This window comes from Streptomyces sp. CC0208 (assembly GCF_003443735.1).
In the GTDB taxonomy this organism is placed as follows: Bacteria; Actinomycetota; Actinomycetes; order Streptomycetales; family Streptomycetaceae; genus Streptomyces; species Streptomyces sviceus.
Genome location: NZ_CP031969.1, coordinates 8,923,757 through 8,938,377 on the forward strand (window position 1 = coordinate 8,923,757; position 14,621 = coordinate 8,938,377).

11 protein-coding genes are annotated in these 14,621 nt (G+C 70.1%); 5 read left to right on the forward strand and 6 right to left on the reverse strand.

What is annotated here, in order from left to right:
* Positions 1 to 179 precede the first annotated feature (179 nt).
* Complete coding sequence (locus tag D1369_RS40925) at positions 180 to 1,166, reverse strand: cellulase family glycosylhydrolase (protein WP_007379362.1); 987 nt, start codon at positions 1,164 to 1,166, stop codon at positions 180 to 182.
* 242 nt (positions 1,167 to 1,408) lie between these two features.
* The gene (locus D1369_RS40930; protein WP_037898596.1) at positions 1,409 to 3,055 is read right to left on the reverse strand and encodes a rhamnogalacturonan lyase B N-terminal domain-containing protein; all 1,647 of its coding nucleotides are present in this window, start codon (positions 3,053 to 3,055) and stop codon (positions 1,409 to 1,411) included.
* Between the two features lie 255 nt (positions 3,056 to 3,310).
* Here D1369_RS40930 and D1369_RS40935 point away from each other — a divergent pair, with 255 nt between their 5' ends.
* From D1369_RS40935 to D1369_RS40955, 5 genes are all read left to right on the forward strand, one after another.
* Positions 3,311 to 4,039 carry a DUF6250 domain-containing protein gene (locus D1369_RS40935; protein WP_007379360.1) on the forward strand — a complete coding sequence of 243 codons (729 nt, stop codon included), beginning with the start codon at positions 3,311 to 3,313 and terminating at the stop codon, positions 4,037 to 4,039.
* On the forward strand, positions 4,032 to 6,791 hold the full coding sequence (locus tag D1369_RS40940) for a Tat pathway signal sequence domain protein (RefSeq protein ID WP_086023237.1): 2,760 nt from the start codon (positions 4,032 to 4,034) through the stop codon (positions 6,789 to 6,791). The genes D1369_RS40935 and D1369_RS40940 overlap by 8 nt, the downstream gene beginning before the upstream one ends.
* 930 nt (positions 6,792 to 7,721) lie before the next feature.
* On the forward strand, positions 7,722 to 8,729 hold the full coding sequence (locus D1369_RS40945; RefSeq protein ID WP_158680100.1) for a LysR substrate-binding domain-containing protein: 1,008 nt from the start codon (positions 7,722 to 7,724) through the stop codon (positions 8,727 to 8,729).
* Positions 8,730 to 8,815: 86 nt separating this feature from the next.
* On the forward strand, positions 8,816 to 9,808 hold the full coding sequence (locus D1369_RS40950; protein WP_240436137.1) for an ABC transporter ATP-binding protein: 993 nt from the start codon (positions 8,816 to 8,818) through the stop codon (positions 9,806 to 9,808).
* Positions 9,798 to 10,583 (forward strand): ABC transporter permease, encoded by a 786-nt coding sequence (locus tag D1369_RS40955; RefSeq protein ID WP_106433455.1) that lies wholly within the window; start codon positions 9,798 to 9,800, stop codon positions 10,581 to 10,583. The genes D1369_RS40950 and D1369_RS40955 overlap by 11 nt, the downstream gene beginning before the upstream one ends.
* Positions 10,584 to 10,787: 204 nt before the next feature.
* Here the strand turns inward: D1369_RS40955 and D1369_RS40960 are convergent, their stop codons facing one another.
* The 4 genes from D1369_RS40960 to D1369_RS40975 form a co-directional block, all read right to left on the reverse strand.
* Positions 10,788 to 11,906, reverse strand: a complete 1,119-nt coding sequence (locus D1369_RS40960) for an NAD(P)-dependent oxidoreductase (RefSeq protein WP_205574506.1) — start codon at positions 11,904 to 11,906, stop codon at positions 10,788 to 10,790.
* A complete protein-coding gene (locus D1369_RS40965; RefSeq protein WP_007379355.1) occupies positions 11,903 to 12,574 on the reverse strand; it encodes a 4'-phosphopantetheinyl transferase superfamily protein in 672 nt (223 codons plus the stop codon). The genes D1369_RS40960 and D1369_RS40965 overlap by 4 nt, the downstream gene beginning before the upstream one ends.
* Positions 12,571 to 12,819, reverse strand: coding sequence for an acyl carrier protein (locus D1369_RS40970; RefSeq protein WP_037898592.1), 249 nt, complete (start codon positions 12,817 to 12,819; stop codon positions 12,571 to 12,573). The genes D1369_RS40965 and D1369_RS40970 overlap by 4 nt, the downstream gene beginning before the upstream one ends.
* A 129-nt stretch (positions 12,820 to 12,948) precedes the next feature.
* Positions 12,949 to 14,619, reverse strand: a complete 1,671-nt coding sequence (locus tag D1369_RS40975; RefSeq protein ID WP_007379353.1) for an AMP-binding protein — start codon at positions 14,617 to 14,619, stop codon at positions 12,949 to 12,951.
* Positions 14,620 to 14,621 lie beyond the last annotated feature (2 nt).

A 14,621-nucleotide genomic window follows, 5' to 3' on the forward strand; every position in this document is an offset into this window, starting at 1 on the left:
ATCGCCTTCATCGTCGTCTGCTTCGTCATCGCCTTCATTCTGAAGAGGCGAGGACGCAAGTAGGGCAGGAGGACGTTGCGGCGCCCCGACGGATGCCCACACTCGGCAGCCGTCGGGGCGCACGGTCGTGACGAAGAACGTCAAGTTGGGGCGGAAAGCCCCCTTCGCCGTCAGTCCGGTTACAGTCCCCAGCCCCAACGCAGTTGTGCCACGCCCGAGGAGTTGTTCACCGCCAGTCCGCTGCCGCTCTGCCGGGTGATCGAATAGGTGTCACCCGAGCGCAGGCCGGGCCAGTAGACGACGCCCATCTGACGAGACCTCGTCAGATCCGTGGTGGCGGCGAAGTACGCGGTGAAGGTGTTGCCGTCCTGGTTCCCGCCGTAGTAGTTCAGCCCGGTCGTCATCGGGGCACCGGCCTCGTCGATGATGGTGCGGGACGAGTACGAGCCGAGCCGGTTGCTCAGGTTGGTGGTCCACGCGGAGCGGGTCGTGTCCGAGGCCCAGTATCCGTAGAAGTGCAGCGACAGCAGTGTGCCGTTCAGGGCGCTGGCCGCCCCGACGCCCGTGACGTTGTCGTTGTAACCGGTGCCGCTGATGAGGACCCGCCCGCGGGGGGTGCTCGAATGCCGGGACAGCCACGACGAGCAGAGCGACACCCAGTCGTTCAGGCTGTAACCGAACGGCTCGTTCATCGGCTCGAAGTAGACGTTGCCGTTGCTGCCGTAGTCGCTGATGACCTTGTCCCACATGGTGTTCCACGCGTTCATGTCATCGACTTTGCCGTCCTTGTTCGCTTCCCAGTAGCCGAAGATGACCTTCATGCCGTGGGACAGGGCCGAGTCGGCGGCGCCCTTGTACCGTCCCCACCAGTCCGAGTTGACGCTCTGCGGGTTGATCGGCAGCCGCACGGTGTTCGCGCCGAGCTGCTGCTGGAAGCCGCTGATGATGCCGTCGGCCTTGGAGCGGACGCTGTCGTAGCTGTCCCCGGCCGTGAGACCGGTCGGGATCACCCAGCCGTCCACGTAATTGTCGCGGCTGTCCGCCCAGTTGACTCCGCGGAAGTCGTTCGTGGCGGCGGAGGCGCCATGGGAAACGGTCAGCAGTGGCGCGAGGAGTGCTGCGATCAGGAAGGCACGCAGACGGGTGCGAGAGCGGAGGCGATTCACGCGAACTCCATTGTTCGATTGCTGGATGTTTACGTAAACATCCGTCCTGACGTGGGGCTACCGAGTCGAAGACGGGGGAGGTTTCTGAATGCTGATCCCCCATCGATTCAGTGTCAAGAGCCTGTCAGGATCCGAGTCCCGTGTGACAGCGGCGGGTTGGGGTGGGCGACCAACGGGTGCTCACCGGCGTGGACCCCGAACGCCTGGCCTGGGTGCTGCTGTTCGCCCACTCGGTCCCGCCCTCAGAGCAGGTCCAGGGCGTCGAAACCGTAGCTGGGGCTGAGGTAGCCCCCGCCGCCCGCCGAGCCGCTGGCGGCGTCGATGCGCAGTGTGTTGGTGCCGGTCACCAGGTGCGCGGCGGGTATGACGTACTCGTACGTGTGATTGTTGCCGCGGTAGCTGCCCACGGTCAGGGTCCGGGTGGACGGCTCGGTCGCGCCGGCTGGGATGGCGGAGGTCCAGGCGTCGTTGACGGTGATCTGAGGGCGGCCGCCGGCCTTGGCGGTGGTGATGCCGATGCGCAAGGTGCGGTCGGTGGCGGCCTGGGCGGCGGTGAGGGTGAAGGAGACCAGGAGTCCCTGGTTGATCTCCTTGAACTGGTAGGCGGGCCAGGCCGAGGCCGTCGAGGTGCCGATGACATAGGTGCCGGCGGTCCAGGCGGCGGCGCGGGAGTCGGAGGGGTGGGCGTAGGTCACGAGGGAGGCGTTCTTGAAGCCGGCCGGGGTGCCGTTCCAGTCGCCGATGCGCCAGATCGCGGTGTCGGCGGCGGGGTCGCCGGTGATCGTGAGGGTGTGCACCGTGGTGACGGCGCCCGCGGTGACCGTGATGTCCTGGGTGTGGACCGCGAGTTCGCCCTTGTAGACGGTGAGGGTGTACGTACCCGGCAGGATGCCGGTGACCGCGTACTTGCCCGTGCTCGCGTCCACCTTCCCCCAGTACTGAGCCTCGGCGTTGGCCACACGCACGACGTAGGGGTGCGAAGTGTCCCGCCCCGCGAGCCCGTTGCCGACGATACGCCCGCGACCGCTCGCGCCGGTCCAGCCGGTGAGGCCGAGGGCGTCCACCCAGGCGGTGTTGTCGCGCCCGGAAACGGCGGCGGTGGGCGCCGCCCCGTCGGTGAAGGCGAGGACGTACGGGCCGTGCAGGCCGAAGCGCTCGGCCTCCGTCTGGCCTTCGGCGTAATAGAGGTGCTCGTAGAGGCCGGCGCCCGACTCGTTGCCGTGGCGCAGGAGTTGGCGGATGAAGGGGCCGCCGGAGTCCTTCTCCTTGTTGGAGCGGACGACCCACACGGAGGCGGCCGACGTACTGAAGCCGAAGTAGTCGTAGTCGATGGTCCGCAGGTTGGAGAAGTGCTTGGACCGGGTGGTGCCGTCGGACTTGGCGAAGACGTCGGCGGACTCGATGACGGTGTCGGAGTTGGACCAGGTGTCCGGGTAGGTGGTCGGGAAGATGCCGGGCTTCAGGCGTGCGATGTAGCGGCTGGCGGTCACGGAGGTGTCGGGCTTGTAGGTGAAGAGGTAGATGTTGTTCTCGCCGCTGCGCGCCGCGTAGTAGTGGATCAGGGTGCCGTGGACGACCTTGATGAGGACGACTCCCGTGGCGGGCGTGGAGACGGTGACCGTCGAGGTGCCCAGGCCGCTCTCGATGTGGGAGTTCTTGCCGTCGTAGCCCTGGTACTCGATGCCCTTGTAGACGAAGGAGGAGAGGTCGCCGTTGCTGTGGTTGACCTTGAAGACCAGGCCGGCACCGGTGTCGACGACGTAGTTCGTGCCGTCGTCGGTGTGGCCGAAGCCCGCGGCCGAGGCCCTGACCGGGGTGGCGAGAGCCAGGGCGAGTCCCGCCGCCGAGGCGAGGACGGTACGGCGGGACAACGGGCTGTCGTACGACATGCGGGCAACTCCTGTGACACGGGGGGCGGTTGGGCAAAGGTGCTGCCCCGAGCCTGCCTGCCCCGAGGGCTGTGCAGGAAGATCGACGACCGATGGCCACACAGCTGTAATGGGGCGTCACATTCGGTCCCGACATCCGGGATTCGACAGCGAATTCGACTGATCATGAACACTTCTTTTCACTTCTGTGGCTTTTGCTGATCGGAACGGTTGGCTTCCGTACGATCCTGGCCGTCCACAGAAAGGGATCTTCCGATGCGCTACACCTGGGCCACCGTTGCGGTGAGCCTCGCGGTCGCGGTCACCACCGCGCTGTCCACCGGCGCCGCCGCCGCACCGTCCCATGAAGGTCCGCACCACCGCGGGTTGCTGGCGCGCGACGACTTCCGGCACGGCACCCGCCAGTGGCGGGCCGAGCTGGAGCAGGGCGGCAGCGTCACGGCGAAGGACGGTGTGCTGGACGTCGACGTGCCCGCCGGGGCGTCGGTGTGGTTCAAACGGCCGTTCTCGGGCCGGTACGAGATCGATTTCACGGCGACCCCGGTCTCGGCCGGCGGTGCCAACGACCGGGTCAGCGACCTGAACTCGTTCTGGAACGCCAGGGATGCGCGGTCCCCCGAGGACCTGTTCGCCACGGCGCGCAGCGGCGCCCTGGCGGACTACGACCACCTCACCACGTACTACGCGGGCCTCGGCGCCAACTACAACACCACCACCCGTCTGCGCCGCTACGTCGGCGTCGCGGGCTCCCGGCCGCTGATCTACGACTACACCTCGCCGCTGCTCACCGCGAACGAGCCCAACCGCATCCGGCTGGTCTCCGACGGCAGGCACATCCAGTACTGGGACAACGGTGAGCTGGTCTTCGACTACACCGACCAGGATGCCTACACCAGTGGCTGGTTCGCCTTCCGTACGACCTGGAGTCACTTCCACATCACCGACTTCCGCGTCTGGCGGCTCGGGGGTGGTCACGGTGCCTGAGATGTCGCGCAGAGACGCCCTCAAGGCGGCAGCCGCGGCCGTCGTGGCGACCCAGCTCTCCTGGGCACTCGCCGCCGACCCGGCCGCAGCAGTCCCGGCCGAAGCCACCGCGGGCCCGGTGCAGCTCACGTGGCTGGAGGGCGGCACCCCTGCCGAGGCTCCCGGCACCACCTTCGGAGTGGCCTGGCCCCAGGGCGCACTCCCCGCCGACCGTGCCTTCGCCCTCACCGCCGGCGACGGCACCGCCGTCCCCGTCCAGTCCTGGCCCACCGCCTACTGGCCCGACGGCAGCCTGAAGTGGACCGCTCACGCGGTCGGCGCCACCACCAGGACCGCCGAGACCTACACCCTGGCCCCGGGCACGCCCGCGAAAGCGGACACCGCGCTCACCGTGGACACCAAGGGAGGCACGATCGACGTCGACACCGGCGTCATCCAGGTCAGCATCGCCAAGGCCGGCGCACACGACGTCGTACGCACCATCAAGCGCGGCAGCACCGAGATCGCGCGCAAGGCCGAACTGGTCGTCCTGCGCCAACCCGAGATCGACGACGACTACGACGGCAGTGGCTCCAGCACCCGGTGGGAACGCTTCACCGGCCGCGTCAGCTCCGTCACCGTCGAGCAGTCCGGCCCGGTGCGCGCCGTCATCCGCCTGGAGGGCAGACACGAGCGCGGCAGCCGTTCCTGGCTGCCCTTCGTCATCCGGCTCTACCTCTACGCCGGGTCCGAGGCCATCCGTGTCGTCCACACCCTCACCTACGACGGCACACAAGAGCCCGGCAAGGACGACGGCGACTTCATCAAGGGCCTGGGCCTGCGCATCCGCGTCCCCCTCACCGACGAGCTCTACAACCGCCACGTCCGCCTCGCCGGCGCCGACGACGGATTCCTCACCGAAGCCGTCCAGGGCGTCACCGGCCTGCGCCGCGACCCCGGTGCGGCCGTGCGCACCGCGCAGGTCAAGGGCGAAAAGCTGCCGGACATCTCCACCTGGGACACCCGGGTCTCCTCCGCGCTGCAGTACGTCCCGGCCTGGGGCGACCACACCCTCGCCCAGCTCTCGGCCGACGGCTTCACGGTCCGCAAGCGGACCAAGGCCGGTCACGGCTGGGTCCACACCACCGGCGGCACCCGGGCCCCCGGCTTCGGCTACGTCGGCGGGGTCAGCGGAGGACTCTCCTTCGGCCTGCGGGACTTCTGGCAGAAGCACCCCGCCCAGCTCGACATCAGAGACGCCGCCTCCGACGAGGCGACCGTCACCCTCTGGCTGTGGTCGCCCGAAGCCCAGCCGCTCGACCTGCGCTTCTACCACGACGGCCTCGGCCAGGACACCTACGAGGAGCAGACCGCAGGACTGGCCATCACCTACGAGGACTACGAGCCCGGGTTCGGCACCCCGTACGGCATCGCCCGCACCTCTGAGCTCTACCTGTGGGCCAACTCCGCCACCCCCACAGCCGGCACCCTGGTCGCCCAGAAGGACGCGTTGACCACCCCGCCGCAGTTGGTCGCCGCCCCCGAGACCCTTCACAAGGCGGGCGTCTTCGCCGGGCTCTGGTCCCCCGTGGACCGCTCGACCCCCGCCAGGAAGACCATCGAGGACCGCCTCGACCTGCTCTTCACCTACTACCGGGACCAGCGCGAACAGCGCCGCTGGTACGGCTTCCTGGACTACGGCGACGTCCAGCACACCTACGACCCCGACCGCCACACCTGGTGCTACGACGTGGGCGGCTACGCCTGGGACAACTCCGAGCTCTCCACCGACCTGTGGCTGTGGCTGGCCTATCTGCGCTCCGGACGGGCCGACATCTTCCGCTTCGCCGAGGCCATGACCCGCCACACCGGCGAGGTCGACGTCTACCACATCGGCAAGTGGGCCGGTCTGGGCACCCGGCACGGCGTCCAGCACTTCGGCGACAGCGCCAAACAGGTCCGTATCTCCACCCCGGTCTACCGCCGCCTCTTCTACTACCTCACCGCCGACGAGCGCACCGGCGACCTGATGCACGCCCAGGTGGACGCGGACGAGACGTTCCTGCGCCTCGACCCCCAGCGCAAGGTCCGCACCGACGGCTACGTCCCCGGGGACCGGCACGCCCTGTCCATCGGCTTCGGTACCGACTGGAGCGGGCTCGGCTGGGCCTGGTGGACCGAGTGGGAGCGGCGTGGCCCCCAGTGGCGTACGGCGAAGAAGAAGCTGTTGGCCAGCGCCTCGACCATCGCGGCCCAGCCCAACGGCTTCGTCCAGGGCAGCGGCCTGTACGACCTCGACACGGGCGCCTTCGCCCTCCAGAGCAAGCCCGTGATCGACGTCTCCCACCTCTCCGCGAGCTTCGGCCTGCCCGAGCTGGCCGCCGAACTGATCGACGCCGTCGACGAGAAGGACATCCCCGGCTTCCGGGCCGCCTGGCTGGACTACTGCCGTTACTTCAACGCCACCACGGCCGAGAAGACCGCCCGCTACGGCGCGGGCTTCAAGGTCAGCCTGGTCCAGGGGCACTCCCGCCTGGACGCCTACGCGGCGAAACTGACCGGCGAGGAGGCGCTGGCCCAGCGGGCCTGGCGCAACTTCACGGCGAGCGACGGCTATCCGGACGCGAGCACCACATGGACGACCACGAAGGTCAACGGTCCCACCGTGCTCAACGCCGGGACCGACGCTCCCTGGATCAGCAGCAACTCCACGGCACTGTACGGTCTCGCGGCCATCCAGGACCTCGCCCTGGTCGGTGACGCACTGAGTTGAGCCCAGGCCCGCGCCTGAGCGGTGCGGGCCTGCGCGCTGCACAGAAGTTCATGCCTGCCCGTTCGGTGCAGCGCCTCTTGGAGGGGCTGTGCGCGACCTCGGCCCGGAGGGCGCCCGACGCGGGATCGCTTACCCCGCGTTCGTCGTGGACGTGTTCTCCCGGGCGATCGCGGGCCGGCCCGCTGCGACCAGTCAGCGGGCCAAGCTCGTCCTCGACGCCTTGACATGGCCCTGTGGCGTCGCGACCGGGGCGGAACTCCCGCTCGGTCAGGGGAGGAAGCGTTTCTCTGTGTTGCCCCTCTCACCGGGAGGTGTGCTTCTGACACGGCCAACAGGCCGGGCAGCTTCCAGGTCGTTACGGGGCTCTGGGGAGCGCGGTCTCCCTGCCGATACCGGAGGACGCACGCGTCCGATCAGAGAACTCGGTGCCAACTGAGCTCACCATGCCACGTGGAGCGGAAGGTCCACGACAGCTTGCGCCGGGCCCTGTGGCTCGTTCAGGGGCCGCGCGGGCGCTGCTGGAACTCCTGCCGGTACAGCGAAAGGTCTTCTGCGTAGGCTGCCGCCAGGCCTGTCCTGGAGGGGGAGTGTGCACGGTCGGTCATTTCTCCATTACGACGGTGGGCCTGGCGGGCCATGGCGGACGGTGCCGTTTCCTGCCTGGGGCAGCGCCGCCCTGTCCGGCGCTGCTGTCGTGACTTCGGCTCCTGAAGCACCGCCCGCGCCGAGGGCCGGGCGTGTCCGACCGTCGGCGGACGACAAGAGCGCCGGTCAAGCCATCCGAGGGCGCGCGTGCCGCGCGTCTGAGCGGCCGGTCATGGCGTGTTATGTACGTGCAGGAGAAAGGTCGGCCGCCAGGGTGCCTATCGCCGAATATCGGATTCCGGATTTGCACAACCTTTACCCCGAGTTAGGGCAACCTTCCTTTGCGTGCTGTTGACCGTCCCGACCTTGCCTGTTCGCCTGTCGGGTATATACGGTGTATACAGCGTCTGGCGATTTCGCGGGGGGAAACGCATGGATCTGCGGCGGCTGCGTTATTTTCTTGCGGTGGCGGAGGATTTGCATTTCGGCCATGCCGCCGAGCGGCTGGGAATCACTCAGCCGGCACTGAGTCAGCAAGTCAGCAAGCTGGAGATGGAATTAGGCGCCACTTTGATCGAACGCACCAGTCGAACGGTCTCGCTCACCGAGGCCGGACGTGACGTGCTGGGGCCCTTGCGGCGCTGCGTGGCCGCCTACGAAGAGGCGCGTGTGGTCGCGCGAAGGGCCCCGTCGAGCGGCGGCGGGGTCCTTCGCATCGGGTTCCCGCGTGGCGAGTCGAGCACCGTGCTGACGCCGTTCCTGCGCCGGATCGCCCACGGCGCCCCTGGCATCCGCATGGAACTCACCGACGTGCCCTGCGAGAGGCAGGCGGTGGCCGTCCGGGAGGGCGAGCTGGACGTCGGCTTCATGCATCTGCCGATTCTCGAACCGAATCTGACCCCGCTGGTGATCCGGCGGGACCGGCTGGTGGTGGTCATGCCGGGCAACCATCCGTGCGCCAAGGACCGCTTCGTCGACATCCGGAGTCTGGAAGAGGAGCCCTTCATCGGGGTCCGCCTGCGCTGCCCCGCCTACACCGACGCCCTGGGGACCCTGGCGCGACACGGCGGCTTCCGGCCGCGTATAGAGATCGAGACGAACGGGATCGAGGCCACGGTCTCGATGGTGGCGGACCGTCTGGGCGTGGCGATCGTGCCCGGCGCCGGCGTGCAGAGACATCCCGGCGTGGCCATACGCGACATCTCCCCGGCGCCTCACCGCCTGGACCTGGCGTTCGTGCTGCACCAGGACCAGCGCTCGCCGGTTCTGCGCACGATGCGCAGAGTCGTGCAGGAAGCTTCCAGGGAAAAAGCCCTGGCACGGGACGGGGTGCGCGAGGAACGCGCCGTCTGAAAGAAGTGCCGCGCGGCTGTCGGTTTTGCATCCGACGGTTGCGCGGCTATTATTCGACCTCAGGTATACAAGGTATACTCTAATCCGTGGAGCACAGCGTGTTAGACGTCCAGGATCTGCACAAGAGGTGGGGGGTCGTCCATGCCCTTGCCGGCTTCGACCTCGCCGTGGCGTCGGGGGAGATCTGCGGTCTCATGGGACACAACGGCGCCGGCAAGACCACGTTCGCCAGGGTGTGCGCCGGACTGGAGCGCCCCGACCGCGGGCGGGTGGTGATCGACGGCATCGACCTGGCCACCGCACCCGGCCGGGCGCGGGCACGCGTGGGGCTGGCACCCCAGGAGATCGCGCTCTACCCGACGGTGACACTGCGCCGGAACCTGGAGTTCCACGGAGGCTTGGCGGGCCTGCGCGGCAAGGCCCTGCGCAACGCCGTCGAGGAGATCACCACGGCCGTGGAGTTGAGCGGACAACTGGACCAGATCGTCGAGCACCTCTCCGGCGGGCAGCAGCGTCGGGCCCAGGCCGCGACCGCCCTGCTGCACCGGCCCGCCGTCATGCTGCTCGACGAGCCCACGGTCGGCGCCGACCCGGTGACCCGGCAGGCGCTGCTGGCCCTCGTCCGGGCCCGCGCCGACGAAGGGGCGGCGGTCGTCTACACCACCCATTACCTGCCGGAACTCGAGGACCTCGACGCCACGCTCGCGGTCGCGGAGGCGGGCCGGGTGCTGGCACGCGGCGGCCGCCGCGAGCTCCTGGCCGGGCTGCCGGGGCGGATCGGCATCGCGTTCGCCGGGCGGGCCCCGGACCGACTGGCCGAGCGCGCGGACGAGACGACGGCGGACGGCGGACTCTGGTTCACCGCCGCCCGTCCCGCCGAGACACTGGCCCGGCTGCTGGGCGAGCTGGGCGCGGAGGCCGACCGGGTGCGGACCGTGCAAATCAGCGAGCCGACGCTTGACGACCTGTACCAACACCTGCTGGGTGCCGGGCGCACGGCCGATCTGCCGGACCGCTCAGGCGCCGAGCTTCGCGACGACCCGTCCCCCGAGGAGGCGACCCACAGCCATGGCCACTGAGAGCGCTTCGCCGACCACGGTGCCTCGGTGGGCGGCAGCACCGCGCCGCACCGCCGTCATCGCCCGCCACACCGGGATACTGCTGCTGCGTGAGCCGGGCACGGTCATCGCCTACGCGGTCATGTCGATCCTGCTGATGATCGTGCTGCGGCCGGTCTATCAGCGCCTCGGCAGTCCGGACGGCCCGGCCATCAACCAGCAGGCCGCCGGCCTGGCCGTGATGTTCACCCTGCTCGCGCTCGACATGGCGGGACAGACCCTGCTGTCCGAGCGCACCTGGCGGACCTGGGACCGGCTGCGCACCAGCCCCGCCGGACCGGCCGCCGTACTGCTCGGCAAGGTGCTGCCCCTGACCGTGGTCTTCGCCCTCCAGCAGGCCGTGACCTTCGGGTTCGCTGCCGCCGCCTTCGGGTTCGATGTGGCCGCCGGTTCCTGGCGGCTGGCCGTCATGGTGCTGGCCTGGGCACTGTGCGTGTCCTGCTGCGGCCTGGCGCTCGGCGCGTGGGTACGAACGCAGGGACAGCTCGCCGCCGTCTCCGACATCGGGGCGCTGACCGTCACCTGCCTGAGCGGATGCCTGGTCCCGCTGTTCGTGCTGCCGCACTGGGTGAGCGATGTGGCCAAGTTCAGCCCCGGCTACTGGGCCTCGCGAGGCTTCCAGGCCGCGGTGACCGGCGACCACGCCGTCTACGACAAGGCGCTGACCATCACCCTCACCGTCAGCCTGCTAGTCCTGGCCATTGCCGCGATCCGCGCCCCTCGGGCGGTCCGCTGAGGCGGCGGCCGGGTCCCCAAGCGGTCCGCTGAGGCGGCCGGCGCTGGTCCGGGCGGTCTGCGTGGTGCCCTGGAGTCGCCGGTCCAGGCCCAACTGGGTTCGCTGAGGTGTGGACCGGCGGCCAGCTGAGGCACGGACCAGGAGAGCCGGCCGCTGAGGCATGGGCCAGGAGACCCGGCCGCGGAGCCGCGGTCACCGCCGGGCTCACTCACGCAGCAGCCCGGCGGTGACCTCGTGATCCGGGACCCGGCCGCTGAGCGCCTGTTCGACCTGGTGGGCCGCAGCGATCTCCATGTCCCGCCGGATCACGTCGACGGCGGAGCCCAGATGCGGCGTCAGCAGCGTCCGGGGATGTGTGAGCAGCCGCCGGGGCACCTCGCGCAGGTGCCCCGGCGCGGTCAGGTCCTCGCATCCGAAGACGTCCGCCGCGTAGCCGCCGAGCGGCCCGCAGTCCAGTGCCGCGGCCACTGCGTCCTCGTCGACGACCGAGCCGCGTCCGACGTTAACCAGCAGCTGCCCAGGCCGGGCGGCCGCGATCGCGTCGCTGCCGATCAGATGGCGGGTGTCCATGGCCAACGGCAGCAGCGACAGGACGACCTGACAGCGGCCCATCAGCTCCTCCAGCCCCGCGGCCCGGACTCCGAGCCGGCGCTCCTCGGACGCGCCGAGCGGCTGTTTGTCGTAGTACAGCACCTCGGACGGCTCGAACCCGGACAGCCGTCGGGCCACCGCCCGCCCGAGCCGGCCCATGCCGACCACTCCGACCCGGGAGCGGTACAGGCCCGTGCCGTACAGCACCGGCCGCCAGCCGTCGTATCGGCCGGAGCGCATCAGCGCGTCGCCCTCGCGGATCCGCCGGCCCAGTGCGACGGCCAGCGTCACCGCCAGTTCGGCCGTCGGTGCGGTCAGCAGGTCCGGCAGCACCGTGAGCCACACACCGCGCCGGGCGCAGGCCTCGGCGTCGAAGTTGTCGTAACCCTTGACCACCGTGCTGATCACCCGCAGCCTCGGGCACTGCGCCAGGAAGTCGTCGTCGACCCGGTCGGCCATGCACATGATCAGCGCATCGGCGTCCGCCGCCAGCTCCAGGCACTGCCTGCGCCCCAGCACCTCCGTCTCGACCGGCACCACCGGGTCGCAGAACCGGCGCAGGTAGTCGACGACCTCGGGATGGATCCAGTGCGTCACCACGACTCTGCGCCGGCGGGCTCCGCCTTCCTCGGGCGGCCGGTGGAACGCGGCCACCGAGACGCTTGGTCTGTGGGTGGTCCGGGACAGGGCGATCCGTTTGCCGCTGTTCGCTTGCCGGGGCCTGCCGTTCACCGCGGCGTCACCTCCCAAGCCGTCGCGAGGACGTAGTCGGCTGCATCGGGTCCGGGGACACGGCGGACGGCGACGGCCGACACGTCGGGCCCGGACATGACAAATCCGCCCGGCCGTGGCAGCAGTTCCACGGTCAGATAGCGGTGCCTGGCACCGCCCCCGCGCGCTTTGTAGACGGCTTCCTTGGCGCAGAAGACGGAGGTCGTCCGGTAGGCGGCCTCGGCGGTGTCACGGGAACCCGCGATCCACGCGCGTTCGGTTTCTGTGGCGAAGTGGCGCAGCCCGGCGGCCGGCACCCGCCCCTCGAGCTCCAGATCGACACCGACCGTGAGATCACCGGGAGCCGCGGCGCAGACCCCGTAACCGTCGCAGTGACTGATCGACCCGGCCACGCCGACCGGGAACACCGGCTGCCCGTTCGCCGCGCGCAGCACCGGCCCCGAGTGGCCCAGGAGAGCGAGGGCCAACCCGGCGGCGCGGCGGCCGATCAGGAAGTCCGTGCGCCGGGCGGCGGGGAGCCCCGCTGCCAGCCGGGTCTCGGCCGGATCCGCTTCGGGTACGGCGGTGCGCGGGCCCGCGGGGGCGTCCCGGCCGACGACACAGACCACGATCCCGCGGCCGGTCCGCAGCGTCATGGTCGCCTCCGGGGTGAGCCCGGTGGCGCTCACCCGCCCGAGACTGCCGGCGTCTCCAGTGCCTTCTCCACGAGCACCGCGACGTCCCCGACGGTGCCGAGGCCGTACAGCTGCTCGTCGTCGAGTGTGATCGCGTACTGCGTCTCCAGCGCCGCGACGACGCGCAGCAGCTTGACGGAGTCCAGGCCCGCGAGTTCCGTCAGCGGGGTGTCGCCGGTGACCTTGCCGAGGGGCAGGAACAGCTCCGAGGCGAACGCCGCGCGCACGGTGTCGCCCACGGGGGGACGATTCTCATCCACGGTTCTCTCCGTAGTCTGGTGGTCGGGTGGTGTGTATGTCAGCCGGTGCATGTCGATCGGTGTGTGTCGTCCCGGGGCGGACCGTCATGCGGCCCCGGGGGAGGACCGTCACACGGCCCCGGATTCGAGGACGGCCCGTACCCGGTTGCGCTGGACCTTCCCGCTGCTGGTCTGCGGCAGCCAGTGCGGCTCGACCAGCCTGACCTTCACCTCGGTCAGACCGAGTGCCGCGGTCAGGGTCGAGGTCAGCCGGTGTTCCAGATCCGCGCGCTCGCCGTCATCGCTCAGGGCGGTCTCCACGACGAGCACCAGCGTCTCGCCGCCGGAGCCGGAGCCGGAGCCGGAGCCGGAGCCGGCGATCGCGACGCAGCGGTTGCGGTACACGCCGGACAGATCGCGTACGACCGCCTCCGCGTCCTCGGCGTAGAAGTTCTCGCCGCGGACCACGACCATGTTCTTGTCGCGTCCCGCGATGAAGAGCTCGCCGTCGTCGTCCAGGAAGCCCAGATCTCCCGTACGCAACCAGCCGTCGGCGGTGAAGGCCTCGCCGCGCGGACGCCCGTGGTAGCCGGAGGTGACCGCGGGCCCCATGATCTGGACCTCGCCGACTCGGCCCGCACCGGCACCAAGGCCCTCACCCGCCTCGCTGTCGGCGATCCTGACCCGCATCCCGGGCACCGGACGCCCCACGCTCACCAGTGCCTGCGCCGTGACCGAGCCGGGCTCGGCGGACACCGCCCGGCCGGGGCCGCGCAGCTGCGCACGGTCCATCCACACGGTCCGCGCACCCTTGCCGACCTCGCTGAAGGTCACCGCGAGCGTGGCCTCCGCCATGCCGTACACCGGGCAGACGGCACCGGCGGCGAAGCCGTGCCGGGCGAAGACGCGGGTGAACTCCTCGACCGTGTGGGCCTGCACCGGTTCCGCCCCGTTGCAGGCGACCCGCCACGCGGACAGGTCGAGCGGGACGGAGTCGAACTGGTCCGCGACCGCGACGAGATGGTCGTAGAAGAAGTTCGGCGCCGTACAGACGGTGCAGTTCTCCCGGGCGAACGCCGCGAGCCACTGGGCCGGGCGCCGGACGAAGTCGGCGGGACGCCACACGACCAGTCTCCCGGCGGCGAGCAGTCCGACCAGGACCGACACCAGGCCCATGTCGTGAAAGAGCGGCAGCCACAGGCCGATCGTGTCGTCGCGGGTCACCTGCGCGGCGGCGACGATCGCCTCGACGCCGGTGGCCATCGCGCGCTGACTGAGCACGACACCCTTGGGTGCCGATGTGCTGCCGGAGGTGTACTGGATGAAACCTGGCCGGTCCGGGTCGATCGGCAGACACAGCCGCGACTCCACCTGCGGCAAGGTGTCGAGGTCGAGCACGACGGGACCGCCGTCCAGACCGTCGGCGAGCCGCCCGCGCAGTCGACGCAGCTCCACGCCGGTCACCAAGAAGCGCATATCGCAGTCCTGCGCGACGGCGGCGAGATGGCGGCCGTAGGCGTCCAGTCCGCCCAGGGAATGGGGCAGCGCGAGCGGTGCCGGGATCGCCCCCGCGTACATCAGACCGAACAGCGTCGTAAGGAAGCCGGTGCCGTTCTGCAGCACGACACCCACGACGTCACCGGGCCGGACCCCGGCCTCGTGCAGGTCGCCGGCGAGGAACCGGGCGCGGTCCAGCAGGTCCCGCAGGTTCGTCTCCTCACCGCTGCCGGGCAGCCGGACGACCGTCGGATCGGGCCGGCGCGCGCGTTCCTCCAGCCGGCCGATCAGCGTGTCCTCCATGG

Coding starts and splice junctions, on each gene's coding strand:
- D1369_RS40930 (WP_037898596.1), bottom strand. CDS start 3,055: ATGTCGTACGACAGCCCGTTGTCCCGCCGTACCGTCCTCGCCTCGGCG.
- D1369_RS40935 (WP_007379360.1), top strand. CDS start 3,311: ATGCGCTACACCTGGGCCACCGTTGCGGTGAGCCTCGCGGTCGCGGTC.
- D1369_RS40955 (WP_106433455.1), top strand. CDS start 9,798: ATGGCCACTGAGAGCGCTTCGCCGACCACGGTGCCTCGGTGGGCGGCA.
- D1369_RS40975 (WP_007379353.1), bottom strand. CDS start 14,619: ATGGAGGACACGCTGATCGGCCGGCTGGAGGAACGCGCGCGCCGGCCC.